This is a genomic window from Neorhizobium phenanthreniclasticum (assembly GCF_040066075.1).
Classification (GTDB): Bacteria; Pseudomonadota; Alphaproteobacteria; order Rhizobiales; family Rhizobiaceae; genus Neorhizobium; species Neorhizobium petrolearium.
In genome coordinates, this window is the sequence record NZ_JBEAAL010000002.1 from 341,706 (window position 1) to 366,153 (window position 24,448).

Genomic DNA, 24,448 nt, shown 5'->3' on the forward strand with positions numbered 1-24,448 from the left:
CCTCTTTATTGTGACGCTGTTTTATGATCTAGAGCGCCGCGAAATCGCACCTGCGCATCCATTATCCGTTCACTGCCGAAGAAGCGGGGCAGCGGCCCACAGGGCCGCCGATCAAGGAGAGAGACATGTCAGAGACTAACTATCCGGTGTATGGCGAAATCACCGGCCCGATCGTGATGATCGGTTTCGGTTCGATCGGCCGCGGTACGCTGCCGCTGATCGAACGCCACTTCAAGTTCGACAAGGACCGGATGGTGGTGATCGACCCGCGCGACGACGAAGCGGGAATTCTCAAAAAACACGGCGTCCGTCACATCAAGGAATATGTGACCAGGGATAACTACAAGGATCTCCTGAAGCCGCTGCTGACGGCTGGCGGCGGCCAGGGCTTCTGCGTCAACCTTTCGGTCGATACCGGCTCGCTCGACCTGATGAAGCTCTGCCGCAAGCTCAACGTCCTTTATATCGACACCGTCGTAGAACCTTGGCTCGGCTTCTATTTCGACAAGAACATGAAGAACGCGGATCGCACCAACTATGCGCTGCGTGAAACCCTGCGCAAGGAAAAGGCGAAGAACCCGGGCGGCGCGACGGCGGTCTCCACCTGCGGCGCAAACCCCGGCATGGTGTCCTGGTTTGTCAAGAAGGCGCTCGTCAACCTTGCCAGGGATACCGGCCTGAAATTCGAAGAGCCGACCCAGCACGACCGTGAAGGCTGGGCGAAGCTCATGAAGAAGCTCGGCGTCAAGGGCGTCCATATCGCCGAGCGCGATACCCAGCGCACCAAGCACCCGAAGCCGCTCAACGTTTTCTGGAACACCTGGTCGGTCGAAGGCTTTATCTCCGAAGGCCTGCAGCCGGCCGAGCTCGGTTGGGGGACACACGAGGAGTGGATGCCGAAGAACGCCAAGCAGCACAAGAAGGGCTGCAAGGCGGCGATCTATCTGGAACAGCCGGGCGCCAACACCCGCGTACGGACCTGGTGCCCGACGCCCGGCCCGCAATACGGCTTCCTCGTCACCCACAACGAGTCGATCTCCATCGCCGACTACTTCACGGTGCGTGACAAGGATGGCGAAGTCACCTTCCGTCCGACCTGCCACTACGCCTATCATCCGGCCAATGATGCGGTGCTTTCGCTGCACGAGATGTTCGGCAATGGCGGCACGCCGCAGCCCGTTCACCACGTTCTCGACGAAGACGAGCTGGAGGACGGCATCGATGAACTCGGCGTCCTGCTCTACGGCCACGAGAAGAACGCCTACTGGTACGGTTCGCGCCTGTCGCTCGAGGAAACCCGCCGCATCGCTCCTTACCAGAACGCCACCGGTCTGCAGGTGACCTCGGCCGTTCTCGCGGGCATGGTCTGGGCGCTGGAGAATCCGAGTGCGGGCATCGTCGAGGCGGATGAGATCGACTACAAGCGCTGCCTTGAAGTGCAGCTTCCCTATCTCGGCCCGGTCGAAGGCCATTACACCGACTGGACCCCGCTCGATGGCCGCCCGGGCCTCTTCCCGGAAGACATCGACGAAAAGGATCCCTGGCAGTTCAGGAACATCCTGGTTCGCTGACCGATTGGGAAAACCGCCTGCTCTTCGGCAGGCGGTTTTTTGTGTGTCCACAGGCCCTTGCCTTTTCAAGGCCACATCTTGCGTTACATAGGTCCGTGGCGGCATGCTTCGCCTTAAGGGACGGACCGATTCGCGGGAGACAGATCATGAAATTGAAAGCGAGCTTTGCGCTCATCGCCGCCGCAGGCCTGACCGCCTGCATGTCCTCTCCTCCGCCGCGCCAAGCTCCTCCGCCCCGGCCCCAGGGTGTCGAGGGAAGCTGGTCCGATCCGAACGGCATCGTCTCCACCTTCCAGGGAGGCACGTTCAACACCCGCTCCAGCGACAGCAATACGCTTCTGGCCTCCGGCACCTACGTCAATCTCTCGCCGACGCTGGTCGAGATCAATATGACCTCGCTCGTGAGAAAGACGCAGTCACGCGTCAATTGCTCGCTCGTGAGCCCCAACCAGCTCAACTGCACGCAGGATAGCGGCGCCCAGTTCTCCCTTATGCGGCGAAGCTGATCACGGTCTTTCGGGATCTATTTTACAAACCCCGCTTCGGCGGGGTTTTCTTGTTTTGCGCGGGAAGCAGCGCGCATGCACGGCTGTCACATTTCCCTTGAAACGGCATCCTCTTGATGAAAACATGTGCCGCAGAACGATTGTCACGGTGGGACAGTAGAACAATCGGCGCGAGGCGGCCAAAAGCCGATCGATCAAACAGGAGAGAGATCAGATGATGAAGACATTGAGGTTCGGGCTGATGACCGTTTCGGTTTTGGCCCTTTCAACCGGCGCGGCGCTCGCCGATTTCGAGCTCAATATCCTGCACATCAACGACTTCCATTCGCGCATCGAGGCCGTCAACAAATATGACTCCACCTGCTCGGCGGAAGAAGAAGGCAAGAATGAATGCTTCGGCGGCGCGGCCCGCCTGCTGACCGCGATCAACCAGACGCGTGACGCTCTGAAGGCCGAGAACAAGAACGTCCTCCTGTTGAATGCCGGCGACAATTTTCAGGGCTCCCTCTTCTACACGACCTACAAGGGCGCGGTGGAAGCCGAAGTGCTGAACGCCATGAAATTCGACGCCATGACCGTAGGCAACCACGAATTCGACGACAGCGACGACGTGCTCGCCACCTTCCTGGACAAGGTCCAGTTTCCGGTCGTGACCGCCAATGTCGTCCCAAGCGCCGCCGCCAAGATCGGTGACCGCATCAAGCCCTTCATCATCCTCGATGTCGGTGGACAGAAGATCGGCATCGTCGGCGCCGTCACCAATGAAACACCGGAAATCGCCAATCCCGGTCCGAACATCACGATCGCCGACGACGTCGCCAAGATCACCGAGGCCGTCCAGGCCGTGAAGGCTCAGGGCGTAGACAAGATCATCGCGCTCACCCATGTCGGCTATCCGCGCGACCTTGCGGCGATCGCTAAGATACAGGATGTCGACGTTGTCGTCGGCGGCCATACCCACACGCTTCTCTCCAACACCGTCAAGGGCGCGGAAGGCCCCTACCCGACCTGGTCCGACAACCCCGGCGGGTACAAGATTCCGGTCGTGCAGGCATTCCAGTACAGCCGCTATCTCGGCGACCTGAAGGTCGTCTTCGATGACAACGGCGTCGTCAAGGAAGCAAGCGGCGAGCCCATCCCCGTGGATGCCAAGTTCCAGCCCGACCAGGCCATGGTCGCGCGCATCGACGAATTGAAAGCCCCGATCGAGGAAACCAAGAAGAAGATCGTCGGCAGTGCCGAAGCCGCAATCGACGGCGACCGCCGCAATTGCCGTGCGAAAGAATGCTCGATGGGCAATCTGCTTGCCGATGCGCAGCTTGACCGCGTCAAGGGCCAGGGGATCACCATATCCATTCAGAACGGTGGCGGCCTGCGCGCTTCGATCGATGCCGGCGAGGTGACAATGGGTGAAGTGCTGACTGTGCTGCCCTTCCAGAACACCATCGCCACTTTCCAGATCAAAGGCTCGGACATCATCGCCGCGCTGGAAAACGGCGTCAGCCAGATCGATGATGGCGCCGGCCGCTTCCCGCAGGTCGCCGGCCTGAAATTCTCCTTTGACAAGTCGAAACCGGCCGGCAGCCGGGTGAGCGACGTGCAGGTCAAGGAGGGAGACGCATTCGCGCCGATCGATTCGGCGAAGACTTATGGCGTCGTTACCAACAACTTCGTCCGCGCCGGCGGCGACGGCTACAAGATCTTCGCGACCAGCGCCGTGAACCCCTACGATTTTGGCCCGAACCTGGAGCAGGCGGTGGCGGACTACCTCGCGGCCAACAATCCCTACAAGCCCTATACGGACGGCCGTATCACCGATCTCACTCCGGCGGGCTACACACCGCCGCCGAAGCCAGCCCCGGCCGCTCCGCCGGCCCCTTCGGCTGCAGCTCCCGCGGCGCCGGCACCGGCCGCCCCCGCTCCGTCGCAGACGGCAGCCGCTCCGGCAACCCCGGCCCCCGCGGCCCCTGCCGCGCCGCAGCCGGCCGGCCCGACCAAATACATTGTCGTGAAGGGCGATTCGCTCTGGAAAATCGCCGAGGCTCATTACGGCAACGGCGAGGAATGGACGAAGATCGCCGAGGCGAATTCGCTTAGCAATCCGAATATCATCCATGTCGGCGCCGAGCTCGAACTTCCGGCGAAGTGAGCTCTCGGCCTAAACTGGACAATTTGTCTCTTGTCAAAAATGCCGGTCCGGGCTTTCCCGGACCGGTATTTCTTTCTAAGTAAACCGCAATGCCGAAGTGCCTCGTCGCCGCTTGAGAAGCTTAGCCTTGGAAGGGTCCGCATGATTTCTCCATCCGCCTCCATGCCTCCCGATCATCCGAAAGTGACTTTCGGCAAGGTCGGCGTGCTGCTTGTCAATCTGGGCACTCCGGACGGCACGGATTACTGGCCGATGCGGCGTTATCTCGCAGAGTTTCTGTCCGACCGGCGGGTGATCGAATGGTCCAGGCTTTACTGGTATCCGATCCTCTACGGCATTGTCCTGAACAAGCGGCCGCAGAAGGTCGGCAAGGCCTATGAGGTGATCTGGAACAAGGATCTGAACGAAAGCTTCCTGCGCACCTATACCCGCAATCAGTCGGATCTGATGAGCGAGCGGCTGAAGGATCTGCCGAACGTCGTGGTCGATTGGGCGATGCGTTACGGAAAGCCCTCGATCGCCGAACGCATCGACGCGCTGAAGGACAAGGGCTGCGAGAAGATCGTACTTTTCCCGCTTTATCCGCAATATGCCGCCTCCACCACCGCAACCGTCAATGACAAGGCTTTCGAGCACCTGATGAAACTGCGCTGGCAGCCGGCGATCCGCACGGTGCCGCCCTATCACGACGATCCGACCTATATCGAAGCGCTCGCCAATTCGGTACGGCAGACCTATGCGACGCTCGACTGGGAGCCGGAAGTGCTGATCGCCTCGTTCCACGGCATTCCGCAATCCTATTTCAAGGCTGGCGACCCCTACCATTGTCATTGCCAAAAGACGGGCCGGCTGCTGCGAGAGGCACTCGGGCTGACCGAGAAGAACTTCATGCTCACCTTCCAGTCCCGCTTCGGGCCGGAGGAATGGTTGCAGCCCTATACGGACAAGACGGTCGAGAAACTGGCAAGCGAAGGTGTGAAGCGGATCGCTGTCATCAATCCTGGTTTCGTCTCCGACTGCCTGGAGACGCTGGAAGAGATCGCCGGCGAGGCCGCCGAAACCTTCCTGCATCACGGCGGCGAGAAATTCGTGCACATTCCCTGCCTCAACGACAGCGAGGGTGGCATGACGGTGCTCGAAAAGGTCGTGCGCCGCGAACTCCAGGGCTGGGTTTAGCGCCTCACCGAATTTCGTCAGCCCTGAAGCCTTCGGTCGCCGCCTTCCAGAAATCCGGGTCCTCGTACTCCGTCGGATCGGTGATATTGGCCAGATGGAAGGCTTCCCGCCGCTCGACGCAGGTGCCGCAGCGGCCGCAATGGCGCGTCCCGCCCTTGTAGCAGGACCAGGTCTCGGCGAACGGCGTGCCGTGAAGCGCGCCGTCGGTGACGATATCCGCCTTCGAGCCGTTGACGTAAGGGGCGAGCAGCCTGACCGAGGCGTAACCGTCCAGCGCATGGTCCTGCATGGTCTGGAAGGCGTCGATGAAACCCGGCCGGCAATCCGGATAGATGAAATGATCGCCCCCGTGCACGGCGATCGCCACGGCTTCAGCGCCTCTTGCGGCGGCCACCCCGAATGCGACGGCGAGCATGATGGCGTTGCGGTTCGGCACGACCGTGATTCGCATCGTCTCCTCGGCATAATGCCCGTCCGGCACGTCGACATCGTCGGTCAGCGCGGAGCCTGAAAGCTGGCTTCCGATCGACCGCATGTCGATGATCTGGTGAAAGACGCCGAGCCGCCGGGCGCAGGCGGCGGCAAATTCCAGTTCCTTGCGGTGCCGCTGGCCGTAGTCGAAGGAGATGAGGCCGAGAAGCTCCTGCTCCGCCGCGACCCTATGAGCGAGGGAAACGGAATCCAGTCCGCCGGAGCAGACGACGATGGTTTTCATGATCAGGTATCCTTGTTTTGACCGGGTAGGCTGCGACCGGTATTCAATTGTCCTCTCTAGAACGGCCGGATGCGCTTGTGAACAGCATTCCCGTTGAATAGGATCACGCCGTTCGAGAAAGCGGCAGGGGGTTGTTATGCTGTTGGGTGGCTTCGATATCGTCGTGATCGCACTGGTTATTCTGGTCATCCTGGTCCTGTTTGCCGGGATCAAGACCGTGCCGCAGGGCTATCGCTATACGGTGGAGCGCTTCGGCCGCTACACCCGCACGCTCGAACCGGGCCTCAACCTCATCACGCCGTTCATCGAACGCGTCGGCGCGCGCATGAACGTCATGGAACAGGTGCTCGACGTCCCGACCCAGGAAGTCATCACCAAGGACAATGCAAGCGTTTCGGCCGATGCCGTCGCTTTCTACCAGGTGCTCAACCCGGCCCAGGCCGCCTACCAGATCACCGATCTCAAGAACGCCATCCAGAACCTCACCATGACCAATATCCGTTCGGTCATGGGCTCGATGGATCTCGACGAGCTGCTGTCGAACCGTGAAGTCATCAACGAGCGGCTGTTGCGCGTCGTCGACGAGGCCGTCGGTCCCTGGGGCATCAAGGTCACGCGCGTCGAGATCAAGGACATCCAGCCGCCGGCCGATCTCGTTGAATCCATGGGACGGCAGATGAAGGCGGAGCGCGAGAAGCGCGCCCAGATCCTCGAAGCCGAAGGCGCCCGCAATGCCCAGATCCTGCGCGCCGAAGGCGCCAAGCAGGCGGCGGTGCTGAAAGCCGAGGGCGAGCGCGAGGCCGCCTTCCGCGAGGCCGAAGCCCGCGAGCGCCTGGCGGAAGCCGAGGCGAGAGCGACGCAGGTCGTTTCCGAAGCGATTGCCGTCGGCAACGTCCAGGCCATCAACTATTTCGTGGCGCAGAAATACACCGAAGCGCTGGTGGAGATCGGCAAGGCGACGAATGCCAAGATCGTACTGATGCCGCTTGAGGCCTCCTCCATCATCGGCTCGCTCGGCGGCATCGGCGCGATCGCCAGGGACGTCTTCGGCGACGGTCCTGCGCCGGCTGCGCCGCCCCGCCCGCCGATCGCTCCCCGCTCGCCGGCAACTTCGCGCACGACGCCGGCGGTCAATCCGTTCAACCCCACGTCACCTTCCTCGTCCGAGACCTGAAGCGATGATCCATGATTTGGTGAACGGTCTCGGCCCCTGGAGCTGGTGGATTCTCGGCCTCATCCTGCTGGCCGCCGAACTTGCCGCACCGGGCGTATTCCTGATCTGGATCGGCGCCGCGGCGATCGTCGTCGGCGCGCTCTCGCTTTTGCTCTGGGATGCGGTGTTTTGGAGCTGGCAGGTCCAGTGGCTGCTTTTCGCCGTGCTGTCGGTCGGCTTGGCTCTCGCCGGGCGCCGCTTCTATGCCGGCCGGAGCGAGCCGAGCGACGAGCCTCTCCTGAACCGGCGCGGCGAAAGTCTGATCGGCCGCACGGCCACTCTCCACGAACCGATCACGGAAGGACGCGGCCGCATCCGCCTGGACGATACCTGGTGGCCGGTCATGGGGCCCGACCTGCCGGCCGGCACACGCGTGAAGGTGGTGACCGCCAGCGGTCGTGACCTGACGGTCGAGGCGGATTGAACTCTTTCCGGAATCAGGCGACGCCGACGCGCAGGAGATCGTGGAAATGCACGATGCCGACAGGCTTGCGCTCCGCGTCGATGACGATGAGCGCGCCGATGCTGTGCTTGTTGAGAAGCGCCATGGCCGCCGTCGCGAGCGTTTCCTTGCCGACCGTCTTCGGGCTTGTCGTCATCACGTCATCGACCGGCGTCTGACGGAGGTCGAGGTCCAGGTGCCGGGCGATATCGCCATCGGTGACGACGCCGCAAAGGCATCCTTCCTCATCGACCACGCCGACGCAGCCGAAACGCTTGCGCGACAGCTCCTGAATGGCCTCGGGCATGGTGACGCCCTTCTTCACCAGCGGAATCCGGTCACCGGTATGCATGAGATCGCTGACATGCGAGAGCATCGCGCCGAGTTTGCCGCCCGGATGATAGACACGGAAATCGGTTGCCGAGAAACCGCGCGCTTCCAGAAGAGCGACGGCGAGCGCATCACCCATGGCAAGCTGCATCAGCGTCGACGTGGTCGGCGCAAGACCATGCGGACAGGCCTCCTGCTCTTTGGGCAGAAGCAGCACGACATCGGCCTCCCGCGCGAGCGTCGAAACCTCGCCGGCGGTCATCGCGATCAGCGGAACGGAGAAACGCCGGGTGAAGGAGACGATGCCCTGCAATTCTGCGGTCTCGCCGCTCCAAGAAAGCGCCAGCACTACATCCCCGGTGGCAATCATGCCGAGATCGCCGTGATTGGCTTCCACGGGATGGACGAAGAAGGCGGGCGTGCCGGTCGATGCAAGGCTCGCAGCGATCTTCCGGCCGATATGGCCACTCTTGCCGACCCCGGTCACGATGACCCGGCCATCGATGCCACCGATGATCTCCACTGCATTGCGAAAGCGATCGCCCAAGCCATTCTGGAGGGCATTATCCAGCGCATCAAGCCCTTGTTTTCCAAAGGCAATGGTCCTCAGCGCAGAGTCGACGACATCATGTTCGACGAGTTGCAAAGCTCTCTTGATCATGGTGAAGCCTTAGCGTTTTTTATATTCGAAGTCCATCAACTTTGCACCGCAACGGCGACATTCCCGGCTTGGTGCGGCACCGCAACCAAACGTTAACTACATCGCTTTACGTTTGGGTAAGCATTCCGATCGCCAGGCGGGCCGATGAAGATCATCACGAGAACAGGCAGGACGCGTGAACGGCGCCGGACGGCGGCCGGCTTGCTGTTTGCCTGCTCAGCGCTTGCCACGCCGGCCGTCGCCCAGACCACCAGCCCCTTTCCGCCGCAGGGCGGCTCCCTGCCGTCCGTGGCGGACGCCACGGCACCGACTTCACAAACCACCCTCGGCGGAGGTACGGGGACCCAGCCGGCCAGCGGCACGGCGGGTGCTGCCGACGATCCGAACCGGGACGACCCGAATGTCGCAACCGGCGCGGTACCGGGCCCCGTTCCGGATGCCGATCAGGAACCGCCTTACGAGGAAGACCTGAACCAGCCCTACGAGCAGCCGCTCGATCCCGGCGCGGAGCCCATCGACGCGCGGGAACAGCCGCGCGAGCCGGGTGATCCGACCGGCATCCGGCTGGGCAGCTTTCTCCTCCGCCCCACGGTCACCAACGGCGTCAACACGGAAATCACCCGTTCCAATGGCAGCGAGCGTCGCCGCGACTACTTCTCGACGGTAATCCGCGGCACCCTCTCCTCCGACTGGTCGCGCCATTCACTGACGGTGACCGGCGAAGGAACCCTTGAGCGCAACTTTCGCGGCGGTGACGAAGGCGAACGGCCAGAAGCCAACATCGATGCGGATCTGCGGCTGGATCTTGCCGACGATACCATCGCCCATATCACGGGCGGCTACAGCTTCACCCGCGAAGACGACTACGACCCGAACGCGATCGGTGGCGCCACGACCCAATCGGGCGTCAACGAATTTACCGGCGGCCTCTCGGTGGAGCGCGATCTCGGTAAAATCCATGGCACCGCCGCACTCGATCTTTCCCGTGCCATCTATACCGACGCCAAACTCTCGGACGGCACCGTCGTGAGCATGAAGGATCGCAACCGCAGCGGTATCGACGGCAGGCTGCGGCTTGGCTACGAGTTCTCGCCGGCCCTGATCCCTTACGTCGAAGTGGCGACCGGCCACACATTCTACGACCAGAAGCGCGACAATTCCGGTTACGCCCGCTCCTCGCAGAGCTATGCGGCACGCGGCGGCGTGGAATTCGATTTCGGCGAGAAGTTGCGCGGCGAGATCGGCACCGGCTACGAGTTCGTCGATTACGAGGACAGCCGCCTGAAATCGGTGAACGCGATCACCTTCAACGGCAATGCGATCTGGTCGCCGCAGCGTGGCACCGATGTCAATCTCGGCCTGCGCACAACGGTGCAGGATTCCACCACGCCGGGCCAGAGCGGCTGGGTGGAATATCAGGCAACCGCGGGACTGACGCACGAAATGCGCGATCATCTCGTGGCGCGCCTTACCGGAAGCTCCACCTACCGCGATTTCTCAAGCGGCGGCAGCGACGAGACCGTCTGGGTGGCCGGCGCCGGTCTTACCTGGGCGATCAACCGTTATCTCGACCTGACCGGCGACGTGGAATACGAGCAGGCGGATGGCGGCGGTTCCGATGAACGCATCGTCCGCGCCGGCGTCGGGCTTACCGTCAAGCGGTGATATCCGGCCGGCCGGCGATCCATTCCATGAGCGCGTTCTGGGCATGCAGGAGAAATGCCTTCGCCGGAGTGCTCTGACAGACGGAATGAAGCATGGCATCCGCCGTCACCTCCTGTCCCCGCATGACCGGCGGACAGGGAATGAAGATCGCGTCGGCACGGCAGTCGTCCAGAATCGCCGCCGATATCCGATAATCGGCGAGCGCGCTCTCTTCCGCCCCGCCCGGCCACGAGTCCGTCAGGATAACGTCGGCATCCTCAAGTTCGCGCATATCCTCGCTGACCCGGAAATTTCGGTTGACGAGCGCCGGCTCCCGGATATGCCATCTCTGCGGAAAAACCTGCACCACCTCGATGGGCAGCGAGATCGATGCCTCGACCCACGACCGAAGTATATTGGCGTCCGGTGCGACACCGGCGATCTTCAATCTCTCGATGCCGCCCCGCCTGCTGCTGATATAGGCAAGATCGCCGAGCGTCTCGCAGGGATGGTTCGACCGTGTCCGCGCATTGATCACCGGAGCCTTGGCATTCGCCGCGAGTTCGCGAAGTCCGGCAAGCTCCCGCGTGCGGATGACGATCATGTCGAACCAGTTGTCGAGATAGCCTGCGAGGTCGGCGATCGCCTCCCGTCCGCCAAGGCTCACCGGCGCGTCGATGCAGAAGCCGCCCATCGCCTGGATGCCGAGATCGAAGGCCGTGGTGTTGCGCCAGCCGCCATCATCGACGATGAGCGCGATGCGCTTGCCGGAAAGGCTCCGGGGCATCCGCCGCGCGCGCCAAGCCTGCGCCAGTTCGCCGGCACGGGCAAGGACCGCCAGGACGATCTCCGCCGGCAGGTCGTGGAATTCGAGAAAATCCGTGTCTGCCTGGACGTCCATGGTCGATATGCATCTCCAAAAAGGGAGAACCCCTTACAGCAGGGCCACAAGGGGTTCTTCCGACATTCCGGCCGCAGGTTCCGGCCTCTCCCGTCCTACTTCAGCGATGCGATAAGCGCCTTGAGCGGCTCCTCGATCGCCGGGCGGATATCGGCGCGCTGCAGGGCAAAAGCGAGGTTCGCCAGGATGAAACCATCCTTGGCGCCGCAGTCATAGGTCTCGCCGGTGAACTTGTAGGCCGAGAACTCCTGGCTCTTCGCGAGCGTCAGCATGCCGTCGGTGAGCTGGATCTCGTTGCCGGCGCCGCGCTCCTGGGTCTCCAGGATCTTGAAGATTTCCGGCTGCAGGATATAGCGGCCGTTGATGTAGAGATTGGACGGCGCAGTCCCCTTCGGCGGCTTCTCCACCATCTGCGTGATCCTGAACCCGTTGCCGACCGCCTCGCCGACGCCGACGATGCCGTATTTATGCGCCTGGTCCGGATCGCATTCCTGCACGGCGAGCACATTGCCGCCGGTCTTCTCGTAAAGCTCCACCATCCCCCGGAGGCAGCCCTTCTCGGCCGACATGATCATGTCGGGCAGGAGCACCGCGAAGGGCTCGCTGCCGACGATGTCCCGGGCGCACCAGACCGCATGGCCAAGCCCGAGCGGCACCTGCTGGCGCGTGAAGCTTGCCGTGCCCGCCTTCGGCAGAAGGCCGGCGAGCAGTGTCAGCTCGGCATTCTTGTTGCGTTCGCGCAGCATCTGTTCCAGCTCGTACTGGATGTCGAAATAGTCTTCGATAACGGCCTTGCCGCGACCGGTCACGAAAACGAAATGCTCGATGCCCGCTTCCGCCGCCTCGTCCACCACGTACTGAATGACCGGCTTGTCCACCACGGTCAGCATTTCCTTCGGCACCGCTTTGGTCGCGGGCAGGAAGCGCGTGCCCAGACCTGCGACGGGAAACACTGCCTTACGGATCTTCTGTTGTTGTGCCACTCATGCCTCCTGAAAGCACATCATCGTGCGAGTTGTTCGATTCCGGTCCTCTAGCGTCGATTTGCTACCGTTTCGCAAAGACTGCCGCTGGCCGGATTTCCATGGTAAAGAATTTGTTGACCGTATTCTGTTATTACATCGTTAAGCCGCATGCCACTCTCGCCTTCGGGCTTGGTTAAAGGAAGAATGGACACGACTGCCGATGAAGATACTTCGCACCAACCTCTTGCGCGGATTTGTTTTCTCCCTGTGCGCTGGGTTCGCTGTCGCAAGCATGCCGATAGATGCCCAGGCTGACGCCGGTTTCAAGGCTTGGATCACAAAATTCTACCCGACTGCCGCAAAGAGCGGGATTTCCCGTTCCACCTATGAAAGAGCCTTTGCCGGCATTACCGAACCCGACCGGGACGTGCTCGAAAAGGCGCAGTTCCAGCCGGAGTTCAAATCGAAGATCTGGGACTATCTCGATTCCCGCGTCAATCCCTATACCGTGCGTATCGGTCGCGAGATGGCCGCAAGGCATGGCTCCACGCTCAACGCCCTGGAACGGCATTTCGGCGTCGACAAGCACATCCTGCTTGCCATCTGGTCGATGGAATCCAATTACGGCGCCGCACTGGACAATCCCGAGCGCCTGCACCACATCCCGCAAGCGCTTGCGACCCTTGCATGGGGTGATTCGAGGCGCTCCAATTATGCCCGCAAGCAGCTCGTCGCAGCCTTGAAGATTCTCCAGTCCGGTGATGTCGCACCGAGGCAGCTCACCGGCTCCTGGGCAGGCGCCATGGGTCACACCCAGTTCATTCCGACCAGCTACCTGCTCTACGCCGTCGACGCAGACGGCAACGGCAAGCGCGACATCTGGCATTCGGTGCCGGATGCGCTTGCGACCTCCGCCAACCTGCTCGCCAAGAACGGTTGGCAATCAGGCAAGACCTGGGGTTACGAAACGGCAGTTCCGGCAAGCGGCGCGCGTTACGAAGGCCAGACCAAAACGTTGGCCGAATGGGCGAAGCTTGGTTTCGCCCGTCCGAACGGCAAGGGCTTTCCGCGCGGCGCGGATCGCGCAGAACTGAAGCTCATGGCCGGCACGAATGGCCCGGCCTTCCTGATGCTCAAGAATTTCTTCGTGGTGAAGCGATATAATGCCGCCGACAGCTATGCGCTCGCCGTCGGCCTGCTCGCCGACGAGATCGCCGGTTACGGCGGCATGCAGCAGGCATGGCCGCGTCCGGACGGCACGCTCGACATCAGGCAGAAGTTCGAGCTGCAATCGCGCATGAAGGAGCTCGGCTATTACAACGGCGAGGTCGATGGCAATTTCGGCTCCGGCTCGAAGGCAGCCATTTCCGAGATCCAGAAGCGGCTCGGCATGCAGCAAAGCGGCGAACCCTCACGGCAGCTTCTCGAAGCTTTGCGTTGACAAGCAGGCGTAGTGCTCCACATGGTTTTCCGATGGTCCAGCACCTGTAGAGCGTGCGAGGCGTACGAGGCATGAAGGCTTTGTGGAAAACCAGCGGACAAGGAGGTTGGGCTCGTCTGGGCGCGGTTTTGCTTGCGCTGTTGCTCGCCTTGCCGTTCGGTACCTCGCCCGCCACCGCCCAGGAGCCGGCCCCGCGGCGCAACCTCTTCGACCTGCTGTTCGGCGGCCCCCGCTATGAGCGCTACGAGCGATACGAACCTTACGAGCGTGCGCCCCGTCGGCGTTATAACCGTGACGGCTCGATCATCGAGGTGAAACCACGGCCGCGCAAACCGGCCCCTCGCCGCGCCGCGGCGCCGCGCCCGCCGCAGCCGGTCGCACCTCCCGCCCCCGAGCCCGTCGCGAAGCTGGAGAACGCCAGGCAGATCCTCGTGGTCGGCGACTTCATGGCCGGCGGCCTTGGCAGCGAACTGGAGAATGCGTTCGCGACGTCTCCCGGCGTCGCCGTCGTCGAACGCAGCGACGGTTCCTCCGGCCTCGTCCGCAAGGATCATTTCGACTGGTCGGCCGAACTGCCGGCCATGCTCGACGAAGCAAAGCCCGCCATCGTCGTGGTGATGGTCGGCGCCAACGATCGCCAGCAGATGCAGATCGGCGGCACGCGCGAAAAGTTTCGCAGCGAGGCCTGGTTCAAGGAATACGAGACGCGCGTGGCAGAGCTCGCCGGCATCGTCGCCTCCCGGAAGCTGCCGCTGCTCTGGGTCGGCCTGCCCTCGTTCCAGTCGCCCTCCATGATGGCCGATGCGGTGACGCTGAACGCCATCTACCGGAGCCAAACGGAGAAGGCGGGAGGCGAATTCGTCGATATCTGGGACGGCTTCGTGGACGAGGACGGCAAGTTCATCCTGACGGGCTCGGACGTTAACGGCCAACAGGCGCGGCTGCGCAGTTCCGACGGGATTACCTTCACCAAGGCCGGCAAGCAGAAGCTCGCCTTCTATGTCGAGAAACTGGTCCGCCGGCATCTCGGGGAAATGGCGAGCCCCGACGTCGTCAAGCTTGATTCCAGCAGTCTGCCCTCCCTGTCCGCGCTGCCGGCCGCGCCCGGTCAAGCTGTCCCGACCCATCCGATCAGCCTGTCAGACCCCGAGCTTGACGGCGGCAAGGACCTGCTCGGCGCGGCACCACTTCCCTCGATCCTCGTGGAAACGCCGCGCGACAAACTGGTCAAGCGGGGAGAACTTGCCCCTGCCCCGGCCGGACGGATCGATGATTATCGGATTCCAGCGGCGCAGTGAGCTACCGGCCGGCAGTAACCGCCTCTCTTCCTACACGAATTGGGAAGACCCCATATCGTAACTTTGGAGCAGTCCGCCCCCTCTGGCCTGCCGGCCATCTCCCCCACAGGTGGGGAGATTACAAGCGGCCCGGCCTTCCCGCCTCTCTCGTTATTTCCGTCGCAGCAGGCCATCTGTTGAACAGTACGCCTCTTGTTTGGGGAAACCGGTGCGTCCAGCCGATCTCCCCACCTGTGGGGGAGATGGCCGGCAGGCTAGAGGGGGGCGGACTTGTTACGGCTTAACGGAATTTCCACCAGCCCCGAAAGCAGGGCTTGGACAAGCCCCCATTACCGAACTTACCGCGGCAATACAGAGCTTCCCATCAGCGCCTCGTCGATCGCCCGTGCCGCCTGGCGGCCTTCGCGGATCGCCCAGACGACCAGCGACTGGCCGCGGCGCACATCGCCCGCCGTCCAGAACTTGTCGACCGAGGTCCTGTAGTCGCGGTCGTTGGCAACGACATTGGTCGAGCCGCGCCGGTCGAGATTGACATCGAGCTTGCCTTCGAGCTCGGTCAGCACGCCCTCCTTGAGCGGCCCGGAAAAGCCGATCGCGATGAAGGCAAGGTCGGCCTTGATGATGAATTCCGTGCCGGCGATCGGCTTGCGGCGCTCGTCGACTTCGCAGCAGCGCACACCGGTAAGCTGGCCGTCTTCGCCGATGAATTCGAGCGTCGCCACCTGGAATTCGCGCACGGCGCCTTCGGCCTGCGACGACGAGGTGCGCATCTTGGTCGCCCAAAAGGGCCAGACAGCGAGCTTGTCTTCCTTCTCCGGCGGCTGCGGGCGGATGTCGAGCTGGGTTACCTTGACGGCGCCCTGCCGGAATGCCGTGCCGACGCAGTCGGACGCCGTATCGCCGCCGCCGACGACCACCACATGCTTGGCGCCGGCGAGGATCGGATCGGACGGCCAGGCGACGCTGTCGATATTCTCGCGGCCGGTGCGGCGGTTCTGCTGCACGAGATAGGGCATCGCGTCATAGACGCCGTGCAGGTCGGCGCCCGGAATGCCGGCCGGGCGCGGGGTTTCCGAACCGCCGCAATAAAGCACCGCATCGTGATCGGAAAGCAGCTTTTCGACCGGCATGTCCACGCCGACATTGACGCCGGTATGGAAAGTCACGCCCTCGCCCTTCATCTGCTCGACCCGCCGGTCGATGAAGTTCTTCTCCATCTTGAAGTCCGGAATGCCGTAGCGCAGGAGCCCGCCGGGCTTCGACTCGCGCTCGTAGACATGCACGTCGTGGCCGGCGCGGCCGAGCTGCTGGGCCGCAGCCATGCCGGCGGGGCCGGAGCCGATGATCGCGACCTTCTTGCCTGTGTGCACGGTCGCCGGCTGTGGCGCGATGAAGCCCAATTCATAGGCCTTGTCAGCGATCGCTTGCTCGACTGTCTTGATGGCAACCGGCGCATCCTCCAGATTGAGCGTGCAGGCCTCCTCGCAAGGGGCGGGGCAGACGCGGCCGGTGAATTCCGGGAAGTTGTTGGTGGAATGGAGGTTGCGGATCGCCTCCTCCCACTTGTTGTTGTAGACGAGGTCGTTCCAGTCCGGGATCTGGTTGTGAACCGGACACCCGGTCGGCCCGTGGCAATAGGGAATGCCACAGTCCATGCAGCGCGCCGCCTGCTTGGTGACTTCCGCATCCGACATCGGGATCGTGAATTCGCGGAAATGGCGGATGCGGTCGGAGGCCGGCTGATACTTCGCCACCTGCCGGTCGATTTCCAGGAAACCCGTTACCTTGCCCACTCGCTTGCCCTCACACCTAAACTACAGAGCCAAAGGCCCCCAATACCAGTAGGCAAGGCCTAGGCCCGCCCCCAGTGCGATGAATTCCAGTCCCAGCGTACCATTCGACAGGTAAATCGCTGCAGGAACTGCGGCGGCAACAACCAGAGAAACCAGTCCATGGGCAATGCGCATAACCACTTTCCTAATTTCACTGTTGCCAGCCAGTTATTCGAAAGGTTTCACCGTCTCTGGCCAGGTGCCATTTTCCCATTCAACGAATGGATTAAACTTGTCCCACATGGCCTCACATGCCGCCTCTTCCGCAGGATGGATTGTAATGGCTCCATCCCTCTCCTGACGGATGATGATCTTCTCTCCTTCGAGAAAGAAGTCATCCGGAATAGCAACGAGACGACGCTTGCCCTCTCTGATGATCTTACCTTTGTGCTCTTTCGCAATTGGTCCCATCGGCGCCTCCATCATAAGTTGAGAACTCATAACATAAGGCGCCGACAGTTTAACTACTCCGCCGCGATCCCCATCCGCATGCGCTCCATTTCCTCCAGCGCACGCCGGTACTCGACCGGCATGACCTTGCGGAATTTCGGCCGGTACTCGCTCCAGCGATCGAGGATTTCCTTGGCGCGGTTCGAGCCCGTGTAGTGCAGATGGTTGGAGATGAGCTGGTAGAGGCGCTCCTCGTCGTGGCGCGTCATGTCCTCGGAAACGTCGACGCGCCCCTTGTGCATGAGGTCGCCGCCGTGATGGTGCAGCTTCTCCAGCATGTCGTCCTCTTCCGGCACCGGTTCGAGTTCGACCATCGCCATGTTGCAGCGTTTGGCGAAATCGCCGCTTTCGTCGAGCACATAGGCCACGCCTCCGGACATGCCGGCCGCGAAATTGCGCCCCGTCTCGCCGAGAACCACGACAATGCCGCCGGTCATGTATTCGCAGCCATGGTCGCCCACGCCTTCGACGACGGCGATGGCGCCGGAGTTACGCACCGCAAAGCGCTCGCCCGCCACGCCGCGGAAATAGCATTCGCCGGTGATCGCACCATAAAGCACGGTATTGCCGACGATGATCGCGTTCTCCGCCGCGAGCTTCGAGTTTTCCGGCGGGCGCACGATGATCCGGCCGCCGGACAGGCCTTTGCCTACATAGTCGTTGCCATCCCCCACCAGATCGAAGGTAATGCCGCGAGCAAGGAAGGCGCCGAAGGACTGGCCTGCCGTACCGCGCAGCGTCACATGGATCGTATCGTCCTTGAGTCCCTTGTGACCCCAGCGCTTGGCAAGCGCACCCGACAGCATCGCACCGGCGGAACGGTCGACGTTCTTGATCGGCACTTCGAAGACCACCGGTTCCTTGCTTTCAAGTGCCGCTTGCGACTTTTCGATCAGCTTGCGGTCGAGAACGTCGTCGATCGGATGCTTCTGGCGGGTCGTCCAGTAGGTCGCTTCCTTGGGAGCTTCCACCTTGTGGAAGATCTTCGTGAAGTCGAGCCCCCTGGCCTTCCAGTGAGCGAGCATTCCGTCCTTCTCCAGCAGTTCCGACATGCCGATGATGTCGTCGAGCCTGGTGAAGCCGAGCGAGGCGAGGATCTCCCGCACTTCCTCGGCCACGAAGAAGAAATAGTTGATGACGTGCTCGGGCGTGCCCTTGAAGCGCTTGCGCAGGACCGGGTCCTGGGTAGCGACGCCCACGGGACAAGTGTTCAGATGGCACTTGCGCATCATGATACAGCCGGCGGCGATCAGCGGCGCGGTCGCGAAGCCGAACTCGTCGGCGCCGAGCAGCGCGCCGATGATGACGTCGCGGCCGGTCTTGAGGCCCCCGTCGACCTGCAGCGCGATGCGCGAACGAAGCCCGTTCAGAACCAGCGTCTGCTGGGTTTCCGCAAGGCCGATCTCCCACGGGCTGCCGGCGTGCTTCAGCGACGTGAGCGGCGAAGCGCCCGTGCCGCCGTCGAAGCCCGCGACAGTGATATGGTCGGCGCGCGCCTTGGCGACGCCCGCCGCAACCGTGCCCACACCCACTTCCGAGACAAGCTTGACGGAAATGTCCGAGGTCGGGTTGACGTTCTTCAGGTCGTAGATGAGCTGCGCCAGGTCTTCGATCGAATAGATGTCATGGTGCGGCGGCGGCGAGATGAGGCCGACGCCCGGCGTGGAATGCCGGGTCTTGGCGACGGTCGCATCCACCTTGTGGCCGGGCAGCTGGCCGCCTTCGCCGGGCTTGGCACCCTGCGCCACCTTGATCTGCAGCATGTCGGCATTGACCAGGTATTCGGTGGTCACGCCGAAGCGGCCGGAAGCGACCTGCTTGATCGCCGATCGTTCCGGGTTCATCGAACCGTCCGGCAGCGGCATGTAACGATCGCTCTCCTCGCCGCCCTCGCCGGTGTTCGACTTGCCGCCGATCCGGTTCATGGCGATCGCCAGTGTCGTATGCGCCTCGCGGGAAATCGAGCCGAAGGACATCGCCCCCGTGGAGAAACGCCTGACGATGTTCGCAGCCGGCTCCACCTCGTCGATCGGGACGGGCTTGCGGCCGATCTCGCCCGCCGCCTTGATCTTGAAGAGGCCGCGGATCGTGTTCATCCGCGACGATGTCTCGTTCACCATCTCGGCGAATTCGCGGTAGCGATCCTGGCTGTTGCCGCGCACCGCATGCTGCAGCGAGGCGATGGCATCCGGTGTCCAGGCATGGCTTTCGCCGCGCATGCGATAGGCATATTCGCCGCCGATATCGAGCGTCGAGGCCAGAACCGGGTCCTTGCCGAATGCCGCATGGTGACGGGTGACGGTTTCCTCGGCGATCTCCTTCAGACCCACGCCTTCGATCGTCGTCGCTGTGCCGAAGAAATACTTCTCGACCAGTTCCGACGACAGGCCGACGGCGTCGAAGATCTGCGCGCCGCAATAGGACTGGTAGGTGGAAATGCCCATCTTGGACATGACCTTCAGGATGCCCTTGCCCACCGCCTTGATGTAACGATAGACGATTTCCTGGGCATCGACCTCCTTCGGGAATTCGCCGCGGGCGTGCATGTCGACCAGCGTGTCGAAAGCGAGATAGGGGTTGATCGCCTCCGCCCCGAACCCGGCAAGACAGCAGAAGTGGTGGATTTCGCGCGGTTCGCCGGATTCCACGACGAGGCCGACGGACGTGCGCAGGCCCTTGCGGATCAGGTGATGGTGCACGGCCGCGGTCGCAAGCAGCGCCGGGATCGCGATACGGTCCGGTCCGATCTGCCGGTCGGAAAGCACGATGATGTTGTAGCCGCCCTTGACCGCCGCTTCCGCCCGCTCGCAGAGCCGGTCGAGCATTTCCGGCATGCCTTCGGCGCCCCGCTCGATGTCATAGGTGAAGTCGAGCGTCTTGGTATCGAAGCGGTCTTCCGTGTGGCCGATCGAGCGGATCTTTTCCAGATCCCCGTTGGTCAGGATGGGCTGGCGCACTTCCAGACGCTTGGCATTCGCCATGCCCTCATGGTCGAGGATGTTGGGACGCGGACCGATGAAGGACACGAGGCTCATGACGAGTTCCTCGCGGATCGGGTCGATCGGCGGATTTGTCACCTGCGCGAAGTTCTGCTTGAAATAGGTGTAGAGCAGCTTCGACTTCATCGACATCGCTGAGATCGGCGTATCGGTGCCCATCGAGCCAATCGCTTCCTGGCCGGTCGTCGCCATCGGCGACATCAGTATCTTGGTGTCCTCGCTCGTGTAGCCGAAGGCCTGCTGGCGGTCGAGCAGCGACACGTCGCGACGCAGCGCCCGCGGCTCCACCGGCTTCAGGTCCTCCAGGATGAGCTGCGTGCGGTCGAGCCAGTTGCGATAGGGATGCTTGGTCGCAAGCTCGCTCTTCACCTCCTCATCGGAGATGATGCGGCCCTTTTCCATGTCGATCAGCAACATCTTGCCCGGCTGCAGGCGCCACTTCTTGATGATGGTCTCTTCCGGCACCGGCAGGACACCGGCCTCGGACGCCATGATGACGCGGTCGTCGTCGGTGACGACGTAGCGGGCCGGACGCAGACCGTTGCGGTCGAGCGTCGCGCCGATCTGCTTGCCGTCGGTGAAGGCGACCGCCGCCGGACCGTCCCACGGCTCCATCAGCGCCGCATGGTATTCGTAGAAGGCCTTGCGGTCCTTCGACATGGACTGGTTGCCGGCCCAGGCTTCCGGGATCAGCATCATCACGGCATGGGCAAGCGAATATCCGCCGCGCACGAGGAACTCGAGCGCGTTGTCGAAACAGGCCGTATCCGACTGGCCTTCGTAGGAGATCGGCCAGAGTTTGGAAATGTCGTCGCCGAAGAGCGGCGAGGAGACTGATGCCTGACGCGCCGCCATCCAGTTGACGTTGCCGCGCAGCGTGTTGATCTCGCCGTTATGGGCGACCATGCGGTAGGGGTGCGCGAGCTTCCAGGACGGGAAGGTGTTGGTCGAAAACCGCTGGTGCACCAGCGCCACGGCCGTTTCGAAACGCGGGTCCGACAGGTCCTTGTAATAGGCGCCGACCTGATAGGCCAGGAACATGCCCTTGTAGACGATGGTCGAGGACGACAGCGAGACCGGATAGAAACCGGTCTCCTGGCCGCCGAAGGCGTCGTAGATGCGGTTGGAGATTACCTTGCGGACGAGGAAGAGCTGGCGCTCGAACTCAAGGTTCGTCGCGGCATCCCGACCGGCGCCGATGAAGACCTGCAGGTGATAGGGCTCGGTCGCGGCGATGTCCGGCGCCTTGGAGAGCGAGGAATTGTCGACCGGCACTTCGCGGAAGCCCAGAAACTGCTGCCCCTCCTCCGCGATCACATCGACGATGACCTTCTTGAAATGTTCGATCTGATCGGCATCGCGCGGCATGAAGAAATGGCCGACGGCGTATTCGCCGGCCTTCGGCAGGGTGACGCCCTGTGCCGCCATCTCCTCGCGGAAGAAGCGGTCGGGGATCTGCACGAGAATCCCGGCACCATCGCCCATCAGCGGATCGGCTCCGACAGCGCCTCGATGCGTCAGGTTTTCAAGAATGAAGAGGCCGTCCTTGACGATCTGGTGCGACTTCTTCCCCTTCATATGCGCGATGAAGCCGACGCCGCAGGCATCGTGCTCGTTGCGGGGGTCATAGAGACCCTGGCGCATTGGCACACCGGAGGCGACAAAGGGGACGCGTGCTTTCGTCTCGGCGGAGGCCTGAGCCTGATGGCCGGGCACCTGGGAGATCATCTTCGTCATCGTCATTCCTCCTGTTGGCCGCGTCGAAGCGGGCAAAGTGGCTTTCATTTGTCTCGTTCGGATGACAGACTGCCCGCCACCCCTGCTTCACGCGATGGCGCCGCTCCAGCGTCAGCTGCAGCTTTGCAGCGCAACATAACCCGGATCGGCGTTGACGTCAGCGGAAAAGAGGGGCGAACCAGCGCTTCATTTCCCGAAATTAGGACAGCATATCTGTCCTAATTCGCATTTTCTATGACACAGATTGGAATGGTTCACAAGTGCGTAGCTTGAAAATTTCAGGCTTGCCGCGACAGGAGATTGCCGGGCAACGCGTAAGCGCGAAATTTAATTACCTCTCAGGTCTGGTGATATTCAGATGATTGCCCTGGATATAGGTCCGCGGGGTGAGAGCGCCTTTACCGTTGATTGTGAGGCCAAAACGCCTAATCTGCGCCGGACCTTTTCAAAAGTTCTCCCAAGGTGTCCTTTCATGTTCTTCGCTTCCGACAACTGGGCCGGCGCCCATCCCGCCATCAATGAACGTCTTTCCAGGGAATCGACCCGGTTCGCCGCCGCCTATGGCACGAGCGACCTGGACAAAGCGGTCGAAGCCCGTTTCAACGAGATTTTCGGGCGTGAGGTGTCCGTCTATTTCGTCTCCACCGGCACGGCGGCCAACTCGCTTTCGCTGGCGAGCGTCGCCCGTGTCGGCGGCGTCGTTTTTTCCCATTCGGAAGCGCATGTGATCGAAGACGAGTGCGGCGCGCCGGATTTCTTCAGCAACATGCGCATGGTTCCGGTCGATGGCGAAAACGGCAAGATGGACCCCGCGAACCTCGCGAGCGGCATTGCCGGCTTCCCGCAGGATTCGCTGCATCACGGCCGCGCCGCCGCCGTCACCCTCACCCAGGCGACGGAAAGCGGCACCATCTATACGCTCGACGAGATCGAAACACTCTCGACCATCGCCAAGGCGAATGGCCTGCCGGTCCACATGGATGGCGCGCGCTTTGCCAATGCGCTGGTGGCGCTCGGCACGACGCCGGCCGAAATGACATGGAAGCGCGGCGTCGACATCCTCTCCTTCGGCGGCACGAAGAATGGCTGCTGGTGCGCCGAAGCGATCGTCTTCTTCAATCCCGAACTGGCGAAAGATTTCGCCTTCATCCGCAAGCGCGCCGCCCAGCTTTTTTCGAAGACCCGCTTCATCTCGGCGCAGTTCGAAGCCTATCTGCAGGACGATCTCTGGCTCGGCATGGCGCGCCACGCCAACACCATGGCCGATCGGCTGCGCGCCGGCATTCGTTCGCTGAACAGCACGCGGCTTGCCTGGGACACGACCTCCAACGAGGTTTTCGCCGTGCTCAACAAGGCCTCCGCCGAAGCCGCCCAGGCCAGGGGGGCAAAATTCTACGACTGGCCGGCACCGCACGCCATGCCGGAACCGGTGAAGGACGACGAGATGCTGATCCGCCTCGTCACCAGCTTCGCGACGACCGAGGAGGACATCGATCAGTTCCTGTCGATCTGCAAGGCAGGCTGACAACCGCAAATATCAGGCCGCGTTGCGCTGATGCTGTGGCACGATCTGCGCCTTGATCAGGCTCGACAGCGCCTCCGTGAGCGCGGCATCCGCGCCGCGCCGGGGGATCAGCACGAACTCCGCGTCCTCCAGCACCGGCAGCCGGTCGGCCGGGATTTCCTTCAGGCCCGAAGGCGCCATGCTGCGCGGCTGCACGAGCACGCCCATGCCGGCTCGCGCCGCGGCGGTAAGCCCACTCAGGCTTTCGCAGGTGCAGACGATCCGCCAGGGCATCTTTTCCCGGTCAAGCGCCTCCTGCGCCACGCGCCGCGTAATGGATGGCGGCGGAAAGGCGATGAGCGGCAGAGCGTTGCCGCGCGAAAGAATGAGGTCGGGATCGCGCGCCAGCCAGACGAGCGGTTCGCGATAGAGAAGCCGCCCATGCGTCTCGCCGACATGCCGCTTGGCGAGCACGAGGTCCAGGCCGCCCTCATCCTGCATCTGGTGAAGCACGGCGGAAAGCGCCACGGTCAGTTCCAGATCCACCAGCGGATAGAGCCGGATGAAATCCTCGAGAATGGCGGTGAGCCGGTTCGCCACCACGTCCTCCGAAACACCCAGCCTCAATCGCCCCCTCAGCCGGCTTTCGCCGAACAGCGAGGCGACCTTGCCGTTCAACTCCAGCATGCCGCGCGCGTAGCCCAGCAGCGCCTCGCCTTCCGCTGTCAGCCTGACCTGATGCGTATCGCGGAAGACGAGCTGCCGCCCGAGCGATTTCTCCAGCCGCTGGATATGCTGCGTGACGGTCGACTGGCCGATGCCGAGGCGGGCTGCGGTTTCCGTGAAACTGCCGGTCTGCTCCAGCATGACGAAACTGTTCAGGTGGTGAAGGTTCAGCATGGCTATCCGCCTTC

General features: G+C 62.5%; 18 protein-coding genes. 10 read left to right on the plus strand and 8 right to left on the minus strand.

The genetic code is table 11. The features are described from left to right. The first annotated feature begins 125 nt into the window (after positions 1-125). From ABK249_RS05835 to hemH, 4 genes are all read left to right on the plus strand, one after another. Positions 126-1,571, plus strand: coding sequence for a homospermidine synthase (locus tag ABK249_RS05835; RefSeq protein ID WP_227703765.1), 1,446 nt, complete (start codon positions 126-128; stop codon positions 1,569-1,571). 146 nt (positions 1,572-1,717) lie between these two features. After that, positions 1,718-2,077, plus strand: a complete 360-nt coding sequence (omp10, locus tag ABK249_RS05840) for an outer membrane lipoprotein Omp10 (protein ID WP_037155972.1) — start codon at positions 1,718-1,720, stop codon at positions 2,075-2,077. 214 nt (positions 2,078-2,291) lie between these two features. Then, on the plus strand, positions 2,292-4,226 hold the full coding sequence (locus tag ABK249_RS05845) for a 5'-nucleotidase C-terminal domain-containing protein (RefSeq protein ID WP_227703766.1): 1,935 nt from the start codon (positions 2,292-2,294) through the stop codon (positions 4,224-4,226). Positions 4,227-4,367: 141 nt separating this feature from the next. Next, positions 4,368-5,402 (plus strand): ferrochelatase, encoded by a 1,035-nt coding sequence (gene hemH / locus ABK249_RS05850; RefSeq protein WP_037155966.1) that lies wholly within the window; start codon positions 4,368-4,370, stop codon positions 5,400-5,402. Positions 5,403-5,406: 4 nt separating this feature from the next. Here hemH and queC read toward each other — a convergent pair whose 3' ends face one another. Then, positions 5,407-6,117, minus strand: coding sequence for a 7-cyano-7-deazaguanine synthase QueC (gene queC / locus ABK249_RS05855; protein ID WP_037155963.1), 711 nt, complete (start codon positions 6,115-6,117; stop codon positions 5,407-5,409). 136 nt (positions 6,118-6,253) lie between these two features. On the opposite strand from queC, the gene ABK249_RS05860 reads away from it, so the two are divergent. Both ABK249_RS05860 and ABK249_RS05865 read left to right on the plus strand, forming a co-directional pair. Continuing rightward, a complete protein-coding gene (locus ABK249_RS05860; RefSeq protein WP_037155960.1) occupies positions 6,254-7,291 on the plus strand; it encodes an SPFH domain-containing protein in 1,038 nt (345 codons plus the stop codon). Between the two features lie 4 nt (positions 7,292-7,295). Next, on the plus strand, positions 7,296-7,754 hold the full coding sequence (locus ABK249_RS05865; protein ID WP_348862408.1) for an NfeD family protein: 459 nt from the start codon (positions 7,296-7,298) through the stop codon (positions 7,752-7,754). Positions 7,755-7,767: 13 nt separating this feature from the next. On the opposite strand, the gene ABK249_RS05870 is transcribed toward ABK249_RS05865, so the two are convergent. Further along, positions 7,768-8,763, minus strand: a complete 996-nt coding sequence (locus ABK249_RS05870; protein ID WP_348862410.1) for a KpsF/GutQ family sugar-phosphate isomerase — start codon at positions 8,761-8,763, stop codon at positions 7,768-7,770. Between the two features lie 144 nt (positions 8,764-8,907). On the opposite strand from ABK249_RS05870, the gene ABK249_RS05875 reads away from it, so the two are divergent. Then, the gene (locus ABK249_RS05875) at positions 8,908-10,428 is read left to right on the plus strand and encodes an outer membrane beta-barrel protein (protein ID WP_348862411.1); all 1,521 of its coding nucleotides are present in this window, start codon (positions 8,908-8,910) and stop codon (positions 10,426-10,428) included. On the opposite strand, the gene ABK249_RS05880 is transcribed toward ABK249_RS05875, so the two are convergent. After that, positions 10,418-11,308: an ornithine carbamoyltransferase gene (locus ABK249_RS05880; protein ID WP_348862412.1), complete on the minus strand. Its 891-nt coding sequence runs from the start codon at positions 11,306-11,308 to the stop codon at positions 10,418-10,420. The two genes, ABK249_RS05875 and ABK249_RS05880, sit on opposite strands and share 11 nt — an antisense overlap. 95 nt (positions 11,309-11,403) lie before the next feature. Next, positions 11,404-12,291, minus strand: coding sequence for a UTP--glucose-1-phosphate uridylyltransferase GalU (gene galU, locus ABK249_RS05885; protein WP_227703772.1), 888 nt, complete (start codon positions 12,289-12,291; stop codon positions 11,404-11,406). Positions 12,292-12,565: 274 nt separating this feature from the next. Here galU and ABK249_RS05890 point away from each other — a divergent pair, with 274 nt between their 5' ends. Continuing rightward, the gene (locus ABK249_RS05890) at positions 12,566-13,714 is read left to right on the plus strand and encodes a lytic murein transglycosylase (protein ID WP_244446943.1); all 1,149 of its coding nucleotides are present in this window, start codon (positions 12,566-12,568) and stop codon (positions 13,712-13,714) included. Between the two features lie 71 nt (positions 13,715-13,785). After that, the gene (locus ABK249_RS05895) at positions 13,786-15,012 is read left to right on the plus strand and encodes an SGNH/GDSL hydrolase family protein (RefSeq protein ID WP_348862413.1); all 1,227 of its coding nucleotides are present in this window, start codon (positions 13,786-13,788) and stop codon (positions 15,010-15,012) included. 338 nt (positions 15,013-15,350) lie between these two features. Here the strand turns inward: ABK249_RS05895 and ABK249_RS05900 are convergent, their stop codons facing one another. The 3 genes from ABK249_RS05900 to gltB all read right to left on the minus strand — a co-directional run bounded on the left by ABK249_RS05900 (position 15,351) and on the right by gltB (position 22,030). Further along, entirely contained in the window at positions 15,351-16,805 is a 1,455-nt protein-coding gene (locus ABK249_RS05900) for a glutamate synthase subunit beta (protein WP_348862414.1), read from the minus strand. 207 nt (positions 16,806-17,012) lie between these two features. Beyond that, complete coding sequence (locus tag ABK249_RS05905) at positions 17,013-17,255, minus strand: hypothetical protein (RefSeq protein WP_348862415.1); 243 nt, start codon at positions 17,253-17,255, stop codon at positions 17,013-17,015. Between the two features lie 53 nt (positions 17,256-17,308). Beyond that, positions 17,309-22,030, minus strand: a complete 4,722-nt coding sequence (gene gltB, locus ABK249_RS05910) for a glutamate synthase large subunit (protein WP_037156141.1) — start codon at positions 22,028-22,030, stop codon at positions 17,309-17,311. Positions 22,031-22,502: 472 nt separating this feature from the next. On the opposite strand from gltB, the gene ABK249_RS05915 reads away from it, so the two are divergent. Beyond that, a complete protein-coding gene (locus ABK249_RS05915) occupies positions 22,503-23,555 on the plus strand; it encodes a threonine aldolase family protein (protein WP_348862416.1) in 1,053 nt (350 codons plus the stop codon). Between the two features lie 12 nt (positions 23,556-23,567). Here ABK249_RS05915 and ABK249_RS05920 read toward each other — a convergent pair whose 3' ends face one another. Next, on the minus strand, positions 23,568-24,434 hold the full coding sequence (locus ABK249_RS05920; protein ID WP_348862417.1) for a LysR family transcriptional regulator: 867 nt from the start codon (positions 24,432-24,434) through the stop codon (positions 23,568-23,570). Positions 24,435-24,448: the final 14 nt, after the last annotated feature.

Excerpts from the sequence above, each read along its gene's own strand:
- ABK249_RS05835 (WP_227703765.1), top strand. The coding sequence starts at position 126 with ATGTCAGAGACTAACTATCCGGTGTATGGCGAAATCACCGGCCCGATC.
- omp10 (WP_037155972.1), top strand. The coding sequence starts at position 1,718 with ATGAAATTGAAAGCGAGCTTTGCGCTCATCGCCGCCGCAGGCCTGACC.
- ABK249_RS05845 (WP_227703766.1), top strand. The coding sequence starts at position 2,292 with ATGATGAAGACATTGAGGTTCGGGCTGATGACCGTTTCGGTTTTGGCC.
- hemH (WP_037155966.1), top strand. The coding sequence starts at position 4,368 with ATGATTTCTCCATCCGCCTCCATGCCTCCCGATCATCCGAAAGTGACT.
- queC (WP_037155963.1), bottom strand. The coding sequence starts at position 6,117 with ATGAAAACCATCGTCGTCTGCTCCGGCGGACTGGATTCCGTTTCCCTC.
- ABK249_RS05860 (WP_037155960.1), top strand. The coding sequence starts at position 6,254 with ATGCTGTTGGGTGGCTTCGATATCGTCGTGATCGCACTGGTTATTCTG.
- ABK249_RS05865 (WP_348862408.1), top strand. The coding sequence starts at position 7,296 with ATGATCCATGATTTGGTGAACGGTCTCGGCCCCTGGAGCTGGTGGATT.
- ABK249_RS05870 (WP_348862410.1), bottom strand. The coding sequence starts at position 8,763 with ATGATCAAGAGAGCTTTGCAACTCGTCGAACATGATGTCGTCGACTCT.
- ABK249_RS05875 (WP_348862411.1), top strand. The coding sequence starts at position 8,908 with ATGAAGATCATCACGAGAACAGGCAGGACGCGTGAACGGCGCCGGACG.
- ABK249_RS05880 (WP_348862412.1), bottom strand. The coding sequence starts at position 11,308 with ATGGACGTCCAGGCAGACACGGATTTTCTCGAATTCCACGACCTGCCG.
- ABK249_RS05890 (WP_244446943.1), top strand. The coding sequence starts at position 12,566 with ATGCCGATAGATGCCCAGGCTGACGCCGGTTTCAAGGCTTGGATCACA.
- ABK249_RS05895 (WP_348862413.1), top strand. The coding sequence starts at position 13,786 with ATGAAGGCTTTGTGGAAAACCAGCGGACAAGGAGGTTGGGCTCGTCTG.
- ABK249_RS05905 (WP_348862415.1), bottom strand. The coding sequence starts at position 17,255 with ATGGGACCAATTGCGAAAGAGCACAAAGGTAAGATCATCAGAGAGGGC.
- gltB (WP_037156141.1), bottom strand. The coding sequence starts at position 22,030 with ATGACGAAGATGATCTCCCAGGTGCCCGGCCATCAGGCTCAGGCCTCC.
- ABK249_RS05915 (WP_348862416.1), top strand. The coding sequence starts at position 22,503 with ATGTTCTTCGCTTCCGACAACTGGGCCGGCGCCCATCCCGCCATCAAT.
- ABK249_RS05920 (WP_348862417.1), bottom strand. The coding sequence starts at position 24,434 with ATGCTGAACCTTCACCACCTGAACAGTTTCGTCATGCTGGAGCAGACC.